Below are 18,280 nucleotides of genomic sequence, written 5' to 3' on the forward strand. Positions count from 1 at the left end.
GGTTCACTCCGCTCGGCGCGCCGTTCCAGGCGATGGCGGGCAAGTGGATCGGGGCGCGGTCGTCCGGTCGTCGTCCGGTCGTCCGGCTCATGAGCCCGGGCCGACCCGGAACCAGTCGAATTCCGCCGCTTCCGTCGGGCCGCCCGTGCCGGAGGTCTCCGGCCGTGTGGCGAAGAGCCCGACCGTCGCCCCGATCCACTTGCCCGCCGTCGCCTGGAACGGCGCGCCGAGCGGAGTGAACCCGTGACCGTCCACGTCGGCCGCGAACTGGCACACCGCCCCGGGGCTCACGCTCACCCGGAGCCGCACCGCCGCGCGCCCTCTGCCCAGCGGCACCGGCGTGGCGGCTTCCGCCTCGGCGGCGTCCTTGGCCGCGGTGCGATACGCCAGCACGATCCGGTCGCCGTCGTGGCGCAGACCCGCCCAGGCGTAGCTCTCGCCCAGCATGACGAGTCCGGCCCGGGCCTCGGCGTTCCTGGCGGACAGCGTCATCGAGGTCGTCGCGACGAAAGATTCGGCGGGCAGCCGCTGGCCCAGCACATTGGGCAGCAGCCGCAGATCATGGGTGACCGGGCTCGGTCGGCAGACCAGGGCGAGCCGGCTGGGGAACCGGCGCAGCGACCACCAGGCCGGATCGGCGTTGGCCTGCCAGCTCCACTGCTTCCCCAGCTCCGCCGAGGTGAACTCGTCGCCGGTGGCCGGTGCGGTGACCCTGGTCCGGGCACAGGCCCGCGGCTTGGTGTGCACCGCCACCGGGGTGCCCCGGCCACTGCCGTCGTCGGCGCCCATCACCGGCCACCCGTCGGCGCGCCACCGCATCGGCTGCAGATGCACCACCCGGCCGTAGGGCCCACGGTCCTGGAAGTGCAGGAACCAGTCCTCGCCGCCCGCGGTACTCACCCAGGCCCCCTGGTGCGGTCCGTTGACGGGGGTGTCGCCCTGGGCCAGCACGATGCGGTCCTCGTAGGGGCCGTCAATGGCGCGGGAGCGGAACGCCGACTGCCAGCCGTTGGTGACCCCGCCGGCCGGGGCGAAGATCCAGTACCAGCCGTCCCGCTTGTAGAGCTTCGGCCCCTCCAGCGTGGTGTAGCCGGGCAGATCGTCGCCGTTGATCACGATCCGGCCCTCGTCGAGCAGGTCCCTCCCGTCCGGGCTCATACGGTGCAGCGTCAGCCGGTTGTTGATGCCACTGCGGCTCTTCGCCCAGGCGTGGATGAGATAGGCCTGCCCGTCGTCGTCCCACAGCGGACATGGATCGATGAACCCTTTGCCCGGCTTGACGGGATGCGGTTTGCTCCACGGCCCCCGCGGATCGGTCGCCGTCACCATGAAGATCCCGAAGTCCGGATCCGGATAGAAGATCCAGAACTTGCCGTCGTGGTGCCGCAGGGCCGGCGCCCACACCCCTTCGCCGTGTCTCGGCCGGCTGAAGTGGTCCTTGGGCTCCAGTTCGGTCAGGGCGTGTCCGATGACGCTCCAGTTGACCAGGTCGGCCGAGCGCAGGATCGGCAGTCCGGGGGCGCGGTTGAAGGTGGAGGCGACCAGATAGAAGTACGCGCCCACCCGGATCGCGTCGGGATCGGACCAGTCGGCGTTGAGCACCGGGTTCTGATAGCGCCCGTCCCCCAGGTCCGCCACCCACGGCAACCGCCCACGCGCTGCCTCACCGCTGGTGGCTTCCGCGCCCGCCTCGACCGGCCCGCCGACCCGCGCCGCCGCCGTGGCCTGGGCAGCACCACCGATGCCGCCGAGCACCGTAGATCCGGCCGCCGCGCCAAGGCCGGCCCGCAACACTTTCCTGCGACTGTGTTCGCTCACCGTTTCTCCGCACCTCGAACTCGACGTTGTCTGTGCCGTCCACTGGAGTAAGCGCTTGCTGCGGAGAGTGTGTCAGCGAGGCAGGCCACCCACAAGAACGCGACCCCGGCCGTGAGGAGTTCAGGCGGGCCGTACCAGCCCCACGTCGTACGCGAAGATCACGGCCTGCACCCGATCCCGGGCACCGAGCTTGGTGAGGATGCGGCTGACATGGGACTTGACGGTGGACTCGGCCAGGCAGAGGCGTTCGGCGATCTCCGTGTTCGTCCATCCGGTGGCCACACCGGTCAGCACCTCGCGTTCGCGCTCGGTGAGGCGGGCGAGCTGACGGTCCTGTTCGGGGGTGTGGCCGGGGCGGCTCTTGGTGAAGGCGTCGATGAGTTTACGGGTGAGGCCGGGTGAGATGACCGAGTCCCCGGCGGCCACGGCGCGGATGCCGACGACCAGTTCCTCGGGCCGGGCGTCCTTGAGGAAGAAGCCGCTGGCTCCGGCGCGCAGGGCCTCGTACGCGTACTCGTCGAGGTTGAAGGTGGTCAGGACCAGGACGCGGGAGCGGCCGCCGGACTCCACGATGTGGCGGGTGGCCTCGATGCCGTCCATACCGGGCATCCGTACGTCCATCAGGACGACGTCGGGGCGCAGTTCGGCGGTCTTGCGGACCGCCTCGCCGCCTTGGGTGGCCTCGCCGACGACGGTCATATCGGGCTGGGCCTCCAGCAGCATACGGAAGCCGAGGCGTTGCAGAGCTTGGTCGTCGACGATCAGGACGGTGGTCATGCCGGGTGCTTCTCCGTGGTGTGTGCCGGATGTGGGGGTGGCACCCCGCCGGAGCGGGGCAGAGGCTATGCGGAGGGCGGATGGGCGAGGAGGCGGGCGCCGGCGGTCCAGCCGCCATGGGAGTTGGGGCCCGCGGTGACCTCGCCCTGGTAGAGGGCGGCCCGTTCGCGCATACCGACCAGGCCCTGGCCGCCGCCGCTCCCGCGGCCCGCCTTCGGCGCGCGTGGCGGGCCGGTGTCCTGGACGGTGACACGGATCTGGTCGGAGTCGGCCGTGACGGAGACGGCGACCGTGGTGTCGGGGGCGGCGTGCTTGAGGGTGTTGGTGAGGGCTTCCTGGACGATGCGGTAGACGGCGAGCTGAAGGCCCTGGGTGAGGCCGCTCAGATCACCCTCGGTGTGCAGGGTGGCGGTGGGGCCGGCGGCCCGGACCCGTTCCAGCAGGGCGTCGAGGTCGGCCAGGCCCGGTTGCGGGGCGAGCGGGGCGTCGTTCCGCGGGTCCCGCGCGTCCTTGGTGTCGCGGTCGTCCTGTGTGTCGCGGTCGTCGCCGACGACGGCCAGCAGTCGGCGCAGTTCGCCCAGGGCGCCGCGGCCGCTGTCGGCGATGATGCGCAGCGTGTCGGCGCCGCTCTGGGCTCTGGTGTCGGCGAGGGCGGCCGCGCCGTCGGCGAGGCCGACGATGACGGCGAGGGTATGGCCGAGGATGTCGTGCATCTCGCGGGAGACACGGGCGCGTTCCTGGGCGGCCGCCAGCCGGGCCTGCTGGTCGCGTTCCTTCTCCAGAGCCGCGATATAGGCGTTCGCCAGCCGGCCGGCCAGGCCGAGCCCGGCGCATGCCGTCACGGCGGCCATCGCCAGAAAGGTCACCGCCTCCGGGCGCGTGGCGTGCTCCAGCTGGCCACCGGTCGAGAAGACGGTGGCCCAGGCGACGAGCTGGGCGATGGTGACACCGATGGCGATGGCCAGCTGGCGGGGGGTGCCGTAGCGGCCCACGTTGAACAGGGCCACGACCCGCGCGGCGTCGGCGCCGTTCAGGGCTCCCAGGGGAAGGGCCACCAGGGACACGGCGGTGGTGAGGGCGAACACCAGCACCGGGCGGCGCTCCCGCCACAGCAGCGGCGCGGTGAAGGCGAGGGTCAGCGCCAGCTCCGCCGAGAGGCCGGCGCTGTTGGCGGGGTTCAGCAGGGAGGGGAGGCCGAGCGCGGCGCAGAAGACGGGCACTCCCCAGCGCCGGACCCGGGGGTGGGCCCGGTCGGCCATCCGCCAGGTCCCCAGCCGGGACATGATCGAGACGATCACACGCTGCTCGGGGTCGCTGGTCAGGCTCTCGGGGAGCTTGGGCGAGCGCCCCATGGCGCGGGCCGCCGGCGCGGGTGCGTTCGGTGCGGTCACGGTGTACGCCCTTCACGGTGCGGGCGGGGCCGCCCGCCCGTCCCGGGGACATGGGACCGGCGGGCGGGGCTCGGAACACGGCCGGCCGGGATCCGCCGCTCAGGTGGGGATCGTACGGCCGGGCGGCCGTCGGTTTCCTGTCGGCCCGGCCGCGCCGACCCCGCCGGCCTCGTCGTTGTCGGTGTCAGCCCTGTCGTATCGGCGTGGACGACGCCGCTTCCTGTTCATCGCGGGGGGAACCGGCGGAGCTACCGGAGTCCGTGGCCTCCTCGCGCCGGGCCTCGAGCACGTGGCGCAGCTTCTCGCCTTCGACGTCCACGTTGGGCATGATCCGGTCGAGCCACCCCGGCAGCGCCCAGGCGCGGCGGCCGACCAGGGCCATCACCGCCGGAACGATGGTCATCCGGACGACGAAGGCGTCGAAGAGGACGGCGGAGGCCAGGCCCAGGCCGATCGACTTGACCAGCGCGACGTCGTCCAGCAGGAACCCGGCGAAGACGGAGATCATGATGATGGCGGCGGCGGTGACCACACGGGCGCCGTGGCGGAAGCCCGCGACGACGGCCTCGGTGGGGTCGGCGCCGTGGACGTACTCCTCCCGCATCCGGGTGACCAGGAAGACCTCGTAGTCCATGGCGAGCCCGAACACCACGCCGATCAGCAGGATGGGCAGCACACTCACGATCGGCGCGGTCTGGTCGACGCCGAAGACGTCCTTCAGCCAGCCCCATTGGAAGACCGCGACCAGGACACCGAGGGTGGCCAGCACGCTGAGCAGGAAGCCGAGCGCGGCCTTGAGCGGCACCAGGATCGAGCGGAAGACCAGGAGCAGCAGGATCAGCGCGAGGCCGACCACGATGGCCAGGTAGGGCACCATGGCGTCGCCCAGCTTGGCGGAGACGTCGATGTTCACGGCGGTGGTGCCGGTGACCATGAGGTCGGCGCCGGTGTCCCGGTGCAGGGCGGCGCTGTGGTCGCGGATGGCGGAGACCAGGTCGATGGTCTCCTGGCTGGTCGGGGAGGACTTCGGGACGGCGCCGAGCAGGGCCACGTCGCCGGACTGGTTGAAGGCGGCGGGGCGGACAGTGACGATGTCGTCCAGCTTGCCCAGCATGGCGTACGCGTCCCGGGCGGCCGCCTTGGGATCGTCGCTGTCGCGGGCGTCGACGACCACGGTCAGCGGGCCGTTGAACCCCGGTCCGAAGCCCTTGCTCAAGGTGTCGTAGGCGATGCGCTGGGTGCTGCCCGGGGAGGCCATGCTGTCGTCGGGCAGGGTCAGGCGCAGCGACATCGCCGGAATGGCGAGCAGCCCGAGGCAGACCACCGACCCGACGAGCATCTTGACCGGGTGGCGGGTGACGAACCGGCCCCAGCGCACCCCCATCGTCTCGCCCTCGCCGCGCTCCTGGGCCCGCATCCGGCGCGTCTTGAGCCGGCCGTTCATGATCTTCGTACCTGCGAAGCCCAGCACCGCGGGCAGCAGCGTCAGCGCGATCACCACCGCGACGACGACCGCGAAGGCGGCGGCCAGGCCCATGGTGGTCAGCATCCCGATGCCGATGACGCTCAGCCCCGCCAGCGCGATGACCACGGTCAGCCCCGCGAACACCACCGCCGATCCGGCGGTGCCCAGGGCGCGTCCGGCGGCTTCCTCCGGTTCGTGGCCGTCCCGGATCTCGCCGCGGTAGCGGGAGACGATGAACAGGGCGTAGTCGATGGCCACCGCCAGGCCCAGCATCAGCGCCAGCGTCGAGGCGGCGGAGGCCATGTCGATGAACTCGGTGGCGATGGTGATGGCGCAGATCGCCGCCCCGACGCCGAAGAGGGCGGTCAGCAGCGGCAGCCCGGCCGCGGTCAGCGAGCCGAAGGTGATCACCAGGGCGAGTGCGGCAACCGCGAGACCGAGCAGCTCGGCCGCCTTGCTGCCGGCCTCGTCCTGGACCGCGTTGCCGCCCAGGCTGACCTTCAACCCGGCCTTCTCGCCCCGGTCGGCTACGTGGTGCAGAGTGTCGGACGCGGCGTCGCCGAGATCGGCCTTGGGCACCTCGTAGGTGACCTGGGCGTAGGCGATGGTGCCCGACTTGCTGACCAGACCGCCGGTGAAGGGGTCGGATACGCTCGCCACCTGCGGCGCCTTCTTGAGGTCGGCCACCAGGGACTCGATCTCGGTCTTGTACGCGCCGGAGGTCAGCTTCCGCCCGTCGGGTGCCTCGAAGACGACCCGGGCCGCGGCTCCGTCGGCGGACGCCTGCGGAAACTCCTTCTCCAGCAGGTCGATCGCCTTCTGGGACTGGGTGCCGGGCAGCGTGAAGTCGTCCGTCGTGGTGCCGGACACCGAGGCGGCGCCGATGCCGACGGTGGCCAGAACGGCGATCCACAGCATCAGGAAGAGCCGCCGTCGTCTGAAGGCGAGCCGGCCCAGCCGGTAGAGGAAGGTGGCCACGGATTACTCCCACCAGGAGAAGAGGCAGTACGAGAGCGAAGGCCTGATCGACCCCGGCCTCAACCTAGGAGCGGTTTTCCGCTCACCCCCGGCACCGCGGGACCCAATCCGGCCCGCGACCGGTACCGCGGTACTGGTGGCTCTCATCCTCCTGGCTCTCGTCGTCGTGACCCTCGTCCTCGAAACGCGGTGGGCCGGGCCGGTCGGGCGTCCCCAGGGGTGTGGGGGGCCGTATCACACCCCCGAACGGCGCGGCCTCCCACTCGGCGCCTCCGGCCCGCAGGCTGGAGGTGACAGCGGCGAGCAAGGAGACAGCGAAATGCAGTACACCCGCCTGGGAACATCGGGCCTGAAGGTCAGCCGCATCGCACTGGGCTGTATGAGCTTCGGCGCGCCCTCCGAGCAGCAGCGGGCGTGGACACTCGACGACGAGGGAGCCGAGCCGATCTTCCGGCAGGCGCTCGACCTCGGCATCACCTTCTGGGACACGGCCAACATCTACGGGATGGGCAGCTCGGAGGACGTCGTCGGGCGCGCCCTGAAGAAGTACACGCGCCGCGACGACATCGTCCTGGCCACCAAGGTGTTCTTCCCGCTGCACCAGGGCCCCGGCGGTTCGGGGCTCTCCCGCAAGGCGATCATGGAGCAGGTCGACGCCTCCCTGAGCCGCCTGGGCACCGACTACATCGACCTCTACCAGATCCACCGCTTCGACCCCGAGACGCCGGTGGCGGAGACGATGGAGGCGCTGCACGACGTGGTGAAGGCGGGCAAGGTCCGCTATATCGGCGCCTCGTCGATGTGGGCGTGGCAGTTCGCCACGATGCAGCACGTGGCGGAGACCAACGGGTGGACCCGGTTCGTGTCCATGCAGGACCAGTACAACCTGGTGCAGCGCGAGGAGGAGCGCGAGATGTTCGGCCTGCTCGCCGACCAGGGCGTCGGCAGCCTGCCGTGGAGCCCGCTGGCCGCGGGGCTGGTGGCCCGCCCGTGGGGCGAGAAGAGCACGAACCGCGCCCACAGCAACCCGACCACCGACCAGCAGGGGCGGCCGCTCTTCCTCGACAGCGACAAGGCGACCGTGAACGAAGTCCAGCGGATCGCCGAGGAGCGCGGCGTGTCGATGGCCACGGTGGCCATGGCCTGGGTGCTGAACAACCCCGTCGTCAGCGCCCCGATCATCGGCGCCACGAAACCGCACCACCTGGCCGACGCCGTGGCGGCACTCGACGTCCAGCTCACGAACGACGAGGTCACGGCGCTCGAAAAGCACTACACCCCTCGTCAGCCCACCTACTTCTGACGGTGGGCCCAGCGGCCATCGCCATACGGGTGCCGCGCCGTGCGGGCGCGGCACCCGTACGTCCGTGCAGGTGTCAGCCCTGGTTGCGCCGCTGTAGCGGTCCCCAGCAGACCAGCGATACATCGGGTGTATAAGCCCAGAACTCCCCAGCTGCCCCCGGATATTCTGCCGGACACCTTGACGCATCCGATGTTTCGGTGATGATTGCCTACGTCGTGTTCCGCATGTGACCTCATCCGGCTGGCTCTCACCTGGAAGGGCAGCACCATATGGTCTCGATCCGGCACGTTCTCTCGGCTCTCGCCGTCGCACTGACCCTCGCCTTGGTGCCGCTGACCGCGGCGGCGCCCGCGTGGGCGGACACCGGACCGGACGCCGGACCGGCCTCCGGACACTCCGGCCGAGGCTGGGTCGGCACCTGGGAGGCCGCCGCGTCGGGCACCGTGCCCGGTCTGCCCGGCAACTCGATCCGCAATGTGGTGCACACCAGCGTCGGGGGCCAGGCGGCCCGGATCCGGGTGTCCAACCGGCTCGGCACGGCGCCGCTCGAACTCGGCGCGGCCACCGTGGCGCTCCAGGAGGCCGGGGCGCCCAAGAGCCCCAACGCCATCGCCGGGACGGCCCGCCCGGCCACCTTCCACGGCCGGACCTCGGTCACCGTGCCCGTCGGCGAGGACGTCGTCAGTGACCCGGTGCCGCTGCGCGTCCGCGCGGACACCAACCTGCTGATCACCCTGTTCACCCCGAACGACTCCGGGCCCGCGACCTATCACCGCTCCGCCCTGCAGACCTCGTTCCTCACCCCCGACGGCGACCACACCGGCGACGAGGACGGCGCCGCGTTCACCGCCACCACGAGCTCCTGGTACTACGTGACCGGTGTGGACGTGTTCAGCCCGCGCATCCCGGGCAGCGTGGTCACGCTCGGCGACTCCATCACCGACGGATCGGGGTCGACGGCGAGCGCCAACCGCCGCTGGCCCGACAGGCTGGCCGCGCGGCTGCGCGAACTGCCCCCGGGCCGACAGCTGGGCGTGCTCAACGCCGGTATCTCGGGCAACCGCGTGCTGCTGGACGGCACCGGACCCAGCGCCATGTCCCGACTCGACGCGGACGTGTTCTCCCGCGGCGACGTGCGCGCCCTGATCGCGATGGAGGGCATCAACGACATCAAGGGCAACCCCAACCAGACCGACCCCGCGGCCTTCGCGGACGCCTACCGCCGCATCGCCGAGCAGGCCCACGCGCGCGGCATCCGTGTCATCGGTGGCACGATCACCCCGTACGGCGGCAACGGCGGCTACACCGAGGCCCGCGAGAGCGTACGGCAGGCCGTGAACGACTTCATCAGGAACAGTGGCACCTTCGACGCGGTGGTGGACTTCGACACCGTGGTCCGCGACCCCGCGGATCCGCACCGCATCCTCCCCGCCTACGACACGGGCGACCATCTGCACTTCAACGACGCGGGGCTCCAGGCGATGGCCGACGCCGTCGACCTGGCCGAACTGCGGGCCGGCGGGCCCAGACCCGCACCGGTGGCGGCGACGAAGGGCTGAGCCCGTCGGGCGACACCCAATGGGTCGGCCGTCCAACGGGCGGCGTAGTGTTCCGAATCATGCTGCGAGGAGTCTCCGTCGAGCGAAAGTACCCCGTCGCACTGACACTGCATCAGCTGTGGATGGTGTCGCTGTGCGCACCCGTGAGCCGGGCGGCCAGAGCCTCCCGGCTCACGCTCTACCCGTACAAGCGCGTCAACGACGGGCGCGCCCGTAAGTGGCTGACCGAGGAGTGGGAGCTCTCCACGCGGCCCGCGCTGCTCGACCGACTCGACGACCTCGCCCGGGTCGGCTACCGGGCCCAGGCCGAGCAGCGCTTCGACGTCTCCCCGCTGGCATGGGACATCGCGCTGTACGTGGACGTGGTCCGCAACGGCTTCGCGGCCGGCCATCTGGAGGAGGCGGACGCCTGGCGACTGCTGCACCAGATCGTTCCGCAGGCCAGGGGGGCGTACGGGTCCTGGGCGCAGTACGCCCAGGGCTATCTGATGGGCCGTCTGGTCTGGATGGACATGCTGCGCGGCACCGAGAGCGAGAGCTTCCCGGCGCCGCAAAGCGTCTCCGACGAACACCTCCGGCGGCTGCTGGACCCCGCGAACACCGAGAGCCCGTGGCACCTGGCCCCCTGGGAGGCGATCGGCCAGCCGGACCGAACACGGTGAGCTGACCCACCCGGCCGCCCAGCAACAGGTCGAGTCGGGGCGACGGCGGACGAAGCCCTCACCGCACCGCGAGCATTAATTATGAATACATCTTGACACCCCTCCGGTGCCCGCCGACCATGGGCCAGACTCCTACCGAAAGGCCGGTTCCCCGTGCCCGTCGCGCCGCCCGACCATCTGCCGGAGAAACTGACCATCTCCCTGTGGGACTTCAGCTGGTACACCCGTACCGGCCCCGGGGAGCCCTTCGCCGACCTCGACCGGGCCTTCGCGGAGACCGTGGCGCGCGGATACAACACCGTGCGCATCTGTGCCATGCCCTATCTGCTCTTCGGCTCCGGACTCGACACCGGCAAACTCCGGCTGGGCCCCCTGGGCGGCGGATACGGGCAGCGCACCCGCTGGTACGACGTGGGCGGCAGCACCGAGATCGACGGCCGCGCCCACTTGCGCGCGCTGTTCGAGGCGGCCCGCCAACACGACTGCTTCATCATCCTCTCCAGTTGGGAATACCAGCAGAGCCCGTCGTTCGGCGGCGACCGCTCCTGGTACGACGCGCTGATGGCCGTCGATCCCGAGCGGCGCGCCGAAGCCCTCGCCGACGCGCTGGCCGACCTGATCGACTTTCTCGCCGCGGACGGTCTTGACGACCGGATCGCCTTCACCGAACTGCACAACGAGGTCCAGGGCGGACGGCTCACCCAGGGGCTGACCGGCCCGGACACCGTGGTCGCCCTGCGGCCGCGCCTGGAGCGCGGCCTCGCCCGGTTCCGCGAGCGCCACCCCGGCCGGCCGGTCACCGTCAACTACGCCAAGGTCCCGGTCGGTTCGCTGCGCGGCGTCCCGCGCGACATCGACGTGGCCGTCTTCCATCCGTATGTGTACGGCGTGCTCGACGACCTCATCGACGCCTTCGCCCTGCGCGACCGCTCCCGCCCCTTCCCGCAGGACTTCGCCCGGCAGCACCTGCTCCGCCCCGACGCCCCGGACTTCGCCGACTGGGCGCCGCCGGCCGACGAGCTGTGGCGGCTCGAGGCCACCCTCGTCGGCCGCGAGATCTACGCACACGACTGGTGCGATCCGGCCAAGTGGGACGCCTGGCTGTACGAGCGCTACGCCATGTACCGGCTCGCGATGGAGCAGCGGCTGGTCACCTGGATCGAGGCCGCCGCCGACTGGGCGGCCGGGGCCGGGGTCCCCCTGGTCTTCGGCGAGGGCTGGATCGGCTACACCCCGCTGCACGGCACCTTCGAGGAGGGCCCGGTCGGGGCCGCGTTCTGCCGCCGCGCGGTGGCAGAGTCCGCGCGGGTCGGCGCTTGGGGGACGGTCGTATGCTCCAACGCGGCGCCGCACCATCCGATGTGGCGGGACGTCACGCTGCAGCGGGAGTGCAACGCCCTGCTGCTCGGCTGAACCGCGCGCCGCGACCGGCCCGGTCCGCCGCCCACGCTCACCACTCGGCGAACGAGCCGTCCGGCGGCGGCCCGGCCCACGACGGCGTCGATGTCACGGACGGTGGTGGCCAGCCGGGTCATCCGCCCCGAGGCGTTCATCTTCACCGCCGCGGGCACGCCCGGGGCCTTGCCCGCGATGTCCCACACGGTTCCTTGCCGATGAGGAGTTCGGACAGCTCACGGACCGCGGTGCGCACCGTGGCGGCGCGCCCCTCGACGACCGGCTCGCCCCAGCCGACGATCCCTTCGTCGGTCTCCACGCGGCACAGCAGCCGGCGCGCGGGGATGGCGGAGTGGCATTCGAATGCATGTTTACCGGTGACGAAGCGCTCACGGCGCTAATCTACGTACGCTGTCGTGCACACAACGGGGGTGTCATGAGCGACAACGATCTGCCGGAGCCCAAGGACGACCAACTCCCGCTGCCGCCGGGCTCGGAGGGCGGGATCATCGCCCCGCCGCCGCTGTCGGCCCAGCTGGGGAAGCCCAACATCTACGACCCCAACGCGCCCGCGCCCAGGCGCCCCCTCGCCCCGGGCGTCCAGGGCCCGGTGCCGCAGAACCTCGCCATCGCCCCCGGTGTGCTGCGCGGAGCGGCGGGCAAGGCGGACGAGGTCTACGACACCCTCCACAGGCAGGCGGCGTCGCTGGAGGAGCCGACCTCCACGGCGGTCAAGGGTGTGCACGGCCTCCAGGTCGAGAGCGCGCTGAGGCGGTCGCACAAGCACTGGGAGGAGCAGGCGGGCACGGTGACCGCCTGGCTCGCCCATATCTCCGAAAGCCTGCGGGCGGCGGCCGATATCCATGTGAAGCAGGACCTGGACACGGGGTACTCATTCGGCCAGAAGGACCAGCCCCCGCTGTACGACGGCAGTCGACCAGGTCTCTTGTATCCGGCCGGCGACCCGTCGTTCTCCTCGATCTCGAGGTACTGATGGCCACCTTCTACCAGGAGTTCCGATCGGCCGACTTCGGTGGGCTCGACACGCTGGCCACGAAGTGGAAGGGCGTCCACGACAAGATCAAGGACCTGGACGACAAGATCCGTGACGAGGTGCTGAGGCCCCTCAAGGACAAGGGGTACTGGGAGGGCATGGCCGCCCCGTACGCCTGGACGCAGATCGACGACATCCAGCGCCAGGTGACCGCCGCGGCCAAAGTGGCCGACGGGGTGCGCAGGGCCGTCGAGGACGGGGCCGGGGAGCTGAGGGCCGCCCAGAAGCGGCTGAACGAGGCGGTGCGGGAGTTCGGCGAGCAGGGGATGTACGTCAACCCCGAGAAGGCCCAGGTGGTCCTGTCCGCGGACTGCACCCCGGAGAATTACGACGCGGACGACGTGAAGAAGGTGAACGCCGCCCAGACCAGGCTCAACGAGATCCTGCGGGTGGCGTTCGAGGCCGACCAGAACCTGTCGATCACGCTGATGGAGAACGTCGGCCTGGAGCTGTGGTTCAACACCGGGCAGGTCCGCACGGACGTCAACCACACCAGCGGCATCGGTACGGACCGCTACGACGCGCTCGGCCGGGACATGGGCGGCCTCGATCCCTTCCCGTCGACCAACCATCTGACGCCGCGCACTCTGCTGACCAACTGGGCGGCCGGGACGGGCGACGACCACTACTCGTTCTCCCAGCACGACCCGTTCGTCCAACAGCTCCGCAAGAGCGAGAGCATGGACGATATCCGCAAGCAGACCCTGGACGGGTGGAAGGCCGGCCAAGGGGAGGGCACGGCCAGGTACAAGATCTCGGGCATGTCGCTCCCCGAGCAGGTGGGCACGTACGCGAAGGATATGGCCGGCCTGTCCGGCCTCGACAATCTGTGGGGCGGCGACACCAACGAGGCGCAGTCCCTGCTCGGTTCCTACGCCGTCAACTACGTCGTCAAGGGCACCGACCCCGACGGCAAACTCATCGTGCAGTACACGCTGAAGAACGACACCGACATGGAGTCGGCCCTGCCCGGCTACCAGAGCTGGCAGGACAAGGCCAACCATGGCACCGGGCCCGGTGCGGGGATCGGGGAAACCATGGTCTGGACCGAGCGCATCAACCCGGACGACGACTGACGGACGTTGAACGTCACACCGCGTCGAGCTCTCCGAGCAGGGCGAAGGTCAGGGCGTCGACCGGCCGGGGGTCGGTCGCGGTCTGCTCGCTGTAGGTGTTCACCATCATCACGGCCGCACAGACGCTCTCCCGGTTGAACGCCGCACAGGTGCTGAATCCGCCGGTGCCGCCGTTGTGCCAGGTCAGGGTCCGGCCGCTGGACAGCCGGCTGAGGTGCCAGCCGAGGCCCAGCCGCAGATTGTCATCGGCCGTGAAGTGGGGCCGCTGGGTCAGCTCGATGGCGGCTCGCAGCGGGGAGCGCTCCGGGCGCAGCTGGGCGCCGAGGAAGCGCACCATGTCGTCGGCGGTGCTGTACATCGAGGTGCCGGCCGCGCTGAGGACATGGTCGTGCCAGTCGGGGACGGGCTGTCCGGCCATATGTCCGACGACCTTGCGGGGTGCCATGTCCGGCCGCAGCGTCGTGGTGGTGTCCGTCAGCCGGAGCGGGTCGGTCACCCGGCGTCGCAGCATCGAATCCACGGCGTCGAAGGCCAGTGCCTGACCCAGGAGGCCGAATCCGAGGTTCGAGTACGCGTAGGTGCTGCCCGGCTCGGTGGCGAGTGTGGTCTCACCGAGGCCGCTCGCCAGGTCGTCCAGCGTGTAGTGGGCGTACGGGTCGTCAGGGTCGGCGCCGGCGAGCAGATTCGGCGGCAGCGAGGGCAGGCCGGAGCTGTGGGTGGCCAGATCGGCCAGGGTGATCCGCCGCGGCCCCCGGTGCGGTACGGGGAACCCGGCGGGCAGGGCCGGCGGCGCGTCCAGGCGGGTGGTGCCCGCGCATACGGCGCGGGCCAGAGCCGTGGCGGTGAGCGTCTTGGTGATCGAGCCGAGTTGGAAGACGGTCCTGCCGTCCGGCGCCGAGGCGCCGGGGCCCTCTCCCCCGCCCGCGACATAGGTGCGGGTGCCGTGGATGACCCCGCAGACCACGCTCGGGCTGCCGGCGTCCAGCGCACGGCTCACATACCGGCGCACCAGGGCGGGCAGGTCGTCGGCCGCCGCGGCGTTGCCGGGCAGTAGTGACGCCCCCGCCGCCGTCGTCGCCACGGTGAGAAACTTCCTCCGCTGCACGGGCTACTCCCCTGTCGTTCGGTTGCTTGTCGGTACCACCGCGGACAGCACGACGAGCAGCGGCACCACCTTGCCCGCGGGGACCTGGTAGTGGCCGCGCCCCTCGGCCTGAAGCCAGCCGGTGGCGGTGAGTTGTTTGAGGTGGTGGTACAGCTGGCCGGTGGTGTGCAGGCCCGCGGCCTCCTGGAGCTCCGCCGCGGACCGGGTGCCGCACAGCACGGCGCGCAGCAGGGTCAGCCGGACGGGATGGCCCAGCGCGGCCAGCGGCGCGGCCCCCTCCGGCCAGTCCGCCTCCAACAGCCGGTCCGTCTCCGCGCCTTGCTGCCATTCGTATCGCTCGCCCGTCGGCAGGTTCAGCGCGCCGGTGAACAGCACCTGGCCGGGCCCGGTGAGGCGGCGGCGCAGCCCTTCGAGGGCCCAGAACATTTCGTCCCGCTGCGTCTGCGGCTCGGCTTCCAGCCGCGACACCCGCTCTTCGAGTGCGGCGAGCCGTCGCTCCAGGGACTCATCAGCCATAGGACGGAGATTACGGTATTCCGTAATAACAGAGCAAGTTGAGGGCCGGACCCCAGCTCAGTGGTTTTGCTCGGCCGAAGAGCACAAGGGACCCTCAGTAAAGGTCGGATGAAAGAGCGTTCGGAGCCTTGACGGGCCTATTGGTCCAGTCCATGGTGGGAGGCGTTCCGGCGTGCCCCGGGGGCGGGAGCGAGCCGCACCCCGCCGCATGCCACGCACCTTCACGTAGGACCGCCCTGGCCCCTTCATCGCGGTCCGTCCGCACCGCGTGTGTCATCGGTTGACATCCTCAGAAGGAAACCAACGAACATGACCGAACACGCTCCACGCCATTTCAGCCGTCGGGCGGTACTCGGCTCCATGACCGCGGCCGCCGTCGGCTCTTCGCTCGCCATCGGCCAGACGGCCTCGGCGGTGCCCGGAGCGCTGGCGACGCCCCGCGCGCCGCAGTTGCTCTGGCACCCGGACCCGGCCGGCGATGGGCTCAAGGCATTCGAGGGCATCGAGGCCGACCGCGGGAACGCCCACCCCGACCGGGACTATGTCGTCATCGAGGACGGTGACCACTACCGCTTCAACATCTGGAAGGACGACCGGGACACCACCGGCGACGGGGACCGTCAGCGCACCGAGTCCAAGGGCATGGTGCAGGGCGGCACCAAGCTGAAGATGCGTGACGGCGAGACCTGGAGCATCAGCTACGAGATGTTCATGCCGACCTCGCTGCACGGCACCAGCAAGTTCACGCATATCTTCCAGACCAAGACGCCGGTGGACAACGGGGGCCCGTACGTCGTCCTGGATCTGGGCCGCAGCGGCAGCACGGAAACCCTGCGGGCCCGCGCCTACGCCAACTCCGGGTCGCCGGATATCGCCTCGACCAATCTGTCGCCGCTGCGCAACAAGTGGATCACCATCGAATGGACCTTCACCATCGGGTCGAGCGGCAAGGCGGGATTCGTGGCCCGCAATGGCACCGGCTCCAGCGCTCCGGTGGCGGTCCAGGGCAGTATGTCCAATGTGAAGATCCCGGATCAGGACGACTATGTCCGACCCAAGTGGGGCATCTATCGGTCGGTCGAAAGCGCGTCGTCGGACATCATCGACACCTACTTGCTCTTCCGTAACTTCAAGGCGTCGAAGGGTGCCTGAGTCCCCGGCAGCAGTGTGAAACCAGTGAATGTGGGGTCGGCGGCAGCCGGCCCCACATTCTCATGTTCACGACAGTCGGTCAACGGCAAGTCAAGCGTGAAGGGCCGGATGCCCTCTTGTGATCCTGCGTGCGCTCGGGAATGCTCGTCAGGGTGTTAAGCAGGAAAGCGGAGTAGAGGGTTTTTCTGCTCCCTGTTCACTTGAGCGAGGTGAAGGGTTCATCATGCTCACCATCACCAAAGAGTTTCGCTTCTCCGCAAGCCATCAGCTGGATCATTTACGGTCCGGCCATCCATGTGGCCGACTGCACGGCCATAACTATGTGGTCGTCCTGGAACTGTCCGCGGCACCGGAGGATCTGACACTTCCGGGTTTCGTACGGGACTACGGCGACCTCTCCGCCTTCGGGAAGTGGGTGGACGAGACGCTGGACCACCGGCATCTCAACGATGTGCTGGACGGGGTGAATCCCTCGGCCGAGAACATCGCCATGTGGCTCCACGAGAGGTGGGTCAAGGAGTTCCCCGAACTCACCGCCGTACGCGTGTCGGAGACCCCCAAGACCTGGGCGACATACCGCCCTTCCCTGGGCGGAGAGAACACGCCCGGGTGACCGCGGACCGGGGTCCGGTCCTTGATGGAGGACATGAGAGGGGGTGGTGAACATGACGGCACCGAAGCTCGTGGTCAACGAGATCTTCGGGCCCACCTAGGGCCGTACAGGGAGAAGGACCCTCAACGGGCACGTCCTGCGCCTTTCTGCGGCTGGGCGGCTGCAATCTGGACTGCCGCTGGTGCGACACTCCGTACACCTGGGACTGGAAGGGCGTCTCGGACACCGGGATCGCCTACCGTCCGGCCGAGGAACTGCACGCGATGGACCCGGCCGAAGTGGCCCGGCGGCTGCTCGCCTTCGGCGTCGGGCTGATCGTCATATCCGGCGGGGAACCGCTCAACCAGCAGTCCAGGCTGGAGCCCGTGATCCGCGCGCTGCGCGAGGCGGGGATCGCGGTGGAGATCGAGACCAATGGGACGGTGGCCCCGCAGGCCGCGCTGGCCGCGGCGGGAATCCGGTTCAATGTGTCGCCGAAGCTCGCTCACTCGGGGATCGCCGAGAAGCGCCGGATCGTCCCGGCGGTGCTCGGTGAGTTCACCCGGCTTCCCGGCACGGCCTTCAAGTTCGTCTGTGCGACCGCGTCCGACCTGGAAGAGGTGGACGCGCTGGTGGCGCGACACTCGCTGAAGAACATTTGGATCATGCCGCGCGGACAGTCCCCCGAGGAGATCGACGAGGGCATCCGCACACTCGCGGACGAGGTCGTCGGCCGGAAGTGGAATCTGTCCGGGCGACTGCACGTGACCATATGGGGCAGCAAACGAGGTGTTTGATGAGCAGTGGAATTGATGAATTGCCGGAGGACGAGCAGATCGCACCGGGCGTGGCGCCACAGGATCCCCTGGAAATACTCGCCCGGCAGCTCCTTGTGGAGATCGGTGAGGATCCCGAACGGGAAGGGCTGCGCGACACTCCGGCACGCTACGCGCGTTGGTGGCGCGAGTTCACCCAGTACGCTCCCGGCTCGACCGACACCGTCTTCGAGTCCAGCTGCAGCGGTGATCTGGTGGCCGTCTCGGGCATCCATGTGTGGTCGCTGTGCGAACACCACCTCTTACCGTTCTCATGCCGGGTGACCATCGGCTACCTCCCCCGCGGGCAGGTGCTCGGCCTCAGCAAGTTCGCCCGGATCGCCCATCAGCACGCCCACCGGCTGCAGTCGCAGGAGCAGTTCTCGCAGGACGTCGCGGACGACATCGAAAAGCTCACGGGATCGCCGGACGTCGCCGTGATCGGCAAGGGCGAGCATCTGTGCATGGCCATGCGCGGCATCCGCACCCCCGCCACCATGACCACGGCGGTATGGCGCGGCGCGCTCCAGGACAGCGCCCTGCGCACCGAGTTGCTCACCCTCACCAGCGAATCGTTCCGCGGCGCCGGCTTCTGAGCCTCGCCACCCTTTGAGAGGAGCAG

At 70.1% G+C, this 18,280-nt stretch carries 16 protein-coding genes and 1 pseudogene; 10 read left to right on the forward strand and 7 right to left on the reverse strand.

Annotated elements, in window-relative coordinates; genetic code table 11:
- Positions 1-87 precede the first annotated feature (87 nt).
- The 4 genes from ACWDSL_RS28555 to ACWDSL_RS28570 all read right to left on the reverse strand — a co-directional run bounded on the left by ACWDSL_RS28555 (position 88) and on the right by ACWDSL_RS28570 (position 6,429).
- A complete protein-coding gene (locus ACWDSL_RS28555) occupies positions 88-1,818 on the reverse strand; it encodes a glycoside hydrolase family 43 protein (protein WP_450490155.1) in 1,731 nt (576 codons plus the stop codon).
- Between the two features lie 120 nt (positions 1,819-1,938).
- A complete protein-coding gene (locus tag ACWDSL_RS28560) occupies positions 1,939-2,595 on the reverse strand; it encodes a response regulator (protein ID WP_450490157.1) in 657 nt (218 codons plus the stop codon).
- 65 nt (positions 2,596-2,660) lie between these two features.
- Complete coding sequence (locus tag ACWDSL_RS28565; protein ID WP_450490159.1) at positions 2,661-3,986, reverse strand: sensor histidine kinase; 1,326 nt, start codon at positions 3,984-3,986, stop codon at positions 2,661-2,663.
- A gap of 184 nt (positions 3,987-4,170) precedes the next feature.
- Positions 4,171-6,429, reverse strand: coding sequence for an MMPL family transporter (locus tag ACWDSL_RS28570; RefSeq protein WP_450490161.1), 2,259 nt, complete (start codon positions 6,427-6,429; stop codon positions 4,171-4,173).
- A gap of 319 nt (positions 6,430-6,748) precedes the next feature.
- Here ACWDSL_RS28570 and ACWDSL_RS28575 point away from each other — a divergent pair, with 319 nt between their 5' ends.
- From ACWDSL_RS28575 to ACWDSL_RS28590, 4 genes are all read left to right on the forward strand, one after another.
- The gene (locus tag ACWDSL_RS28575; RefSeq protein WP_450490163.1) at positions 6,749-7,732 is read left to right on the forward strand and encodes an aldo/keto reductase; all 984 of its coding nucleotides are present in this window, start codon (positions 6,749-6,751) and stop codon (positions 7,730-7,732) included.
- 269 nt (positions 7,733-8,001) lie between these two features.
- Positions 8,002-9,291 (forward strand): SGNH/GDSL hydrolase family protein, encoded by a 1,290-nt coding sequence (locus ACWDSL_RS28580; protein WP_450490165.1) that lies wholly within the window; start codon positions 8,002-8,004, stop codon positions 9,289-9,291.
- Positions 9,292-9,350: 59 nt separating this feature from the next.
- Positions 9,351-9,953: a DUF1266 domain-containing protein gene (locus ACWDSL_RS28585; RefSeq protein ID WP_450490167.1), complete on the forward strand. Its 603-nt coding sequence runs from the start codon at positions 9,351-9,353 to the stop codon at positions 9,951-9,953.
- A 153-nt stretch (positions 9,954-10,106) separates the two neighbouring features.
- Positions 10,107-11,366 (forward strand): cellulase-like family protein, encoded by a 1,260-nt coding sequence (locus ACWDSL_RS28590; protein ID WP_450490169.1) that lies wholly within the window; start codon positions 10,107-10,109, stop codon positions 11,364-11,366.
- Positions 11,367-11,422: 56 nt separating this feature from the next.
- Here the strand turns inward: ACWDSL_RS28590 and ACWDSL_RS28595 are convergent.
- Positions 11,423-11,694: pseudogene (locus ACWDSL_RS28595) on the reverse strand (galactonate dehydratase); the annotation flags it as partial.
- A 90-nt stretch (positions 11,695-11,784) separates the two neighbouring features.
- Between ACWDSL_RS28595 and ACWDSL_RS28600 the strand changes: the two are divergent.
- Positions 11,785-12,342, forward strand: coding sequence for a hypothetical protein (locus ACWDSL_RS28600; protein WP_450490171.1), 558 nt, complete (start codon positions 11,785-11,787; stop codon positions 12,340-12,342).
- Positions 12,342-13,478 carry a hypothetical protein gene (locus ACWDSL_RS28605; protein ID WP_450490173.1) on the forward strand — a complete coding sequence of 379 codons (1,137 nt, stop codon included), beginning with the start codon at positions 12,342-12,344 and terminating at the stop codon, positions 13,476-13,478. The genes ACWDSL_RS28600 and ACWDSL_RS28605 overlap by 1 nt, the downstream gene beginning before the upstream one ends.
- A 13-nt stretch (positions 13,479-13,491) precedes the next feature.
- Here the strand turns inward: ACWDSL_RS28605 and ACWDSL_RS28610 are convergent, their stop codons facing one another.
- Both ACWDSL_RS28610 and ACWDSL_RS28615 read right to left on the reverse strand, forming a co-directional pair.
- Entirely contained in the window at positions 13,492-14,583 is a 1,092-nt protein-coding gene (locus tag ACWDSL_RS28610) for a serine hydrolase domain-containing protein (RefSeq protein WP_450490175.1), read from the reverse strand.
- 3 nt (positions 14,584-14,586) lie between these two features.
- Entirely contained in the window at positions 14,587-15,099 is a 513-nt protein-coding gene (locus tag ACWDSL_RS28615; RefSeq protein ID WP_450490177.1) for an ArsR/SmtB family transcription factor, read from the reverse strand.
- 309 nt (positions 15,100-15,408) lie between these two features.
- Between ACWDSL_RS28615 and ACWDSL_RS28620 the strand changes: the two genes are divergently transcribed.
- The 4 genes from ACWDSL_RS28620 to folE all read left to right on the forward strand — a co-directional run bounded on the left by ACWDSL_RS28620 (position 15,409) and on the right by folE (position 18,254).
- Positions 15,409-16,251 (forward strand): hypothetical protein, encoded by an 843-nt coding sequence (locus ACWDSL_RS28620; RefSeq protein ID WP_450490179.1) that lies wholly within the window; start codon positions 15,409-15,411, stop codon positions 16,249-16,251.
- Positions 16,252-16,474: 223 nt separating this feature from the next.
- Complete coding sequence (locus tag ACWDSL_RS28625) at positions 16,475-16,864, forward strand: 6-pyruvoyl trahydropterin synthase family protein (protein WP_089513937.1); 390 nt, start codon at positions 16,475-16,477, stop codon at positions 16,862-16,864.
- A 167-nt stretch (positions 16,865-17,031) separates the two neighbouring features.
- On the forward strand, positions 17,032-17,640 hold the full coding sequence (locus ACWDSL_RS28630; protein WP_450490225.1) for a radical SAM protein: 609 nt from the start codon (positions 17,032-17,034) through the stop codon (positions 17,638-17,640).
- Complete coding sequence (gene folE, locus ACWDSL_RS28635) at positions 17,640-18,254, forward strand: GTP cyclohydrolase I (protein ID WP_450490181.1); 615 nt, start codon at positions 17,640-17,642, stop codon at positions 18,252-18,254. The genes ACWDSL_RS28630 and folE overlap by 1 nt, the downstream gene beginning before the upstream one ends.
- Positions 18,255-18,280: the final 26 nt, after the last annotated feature.

This window comes from Streptomyces sp. NPDC000941, from assembly GCF_053599555.1.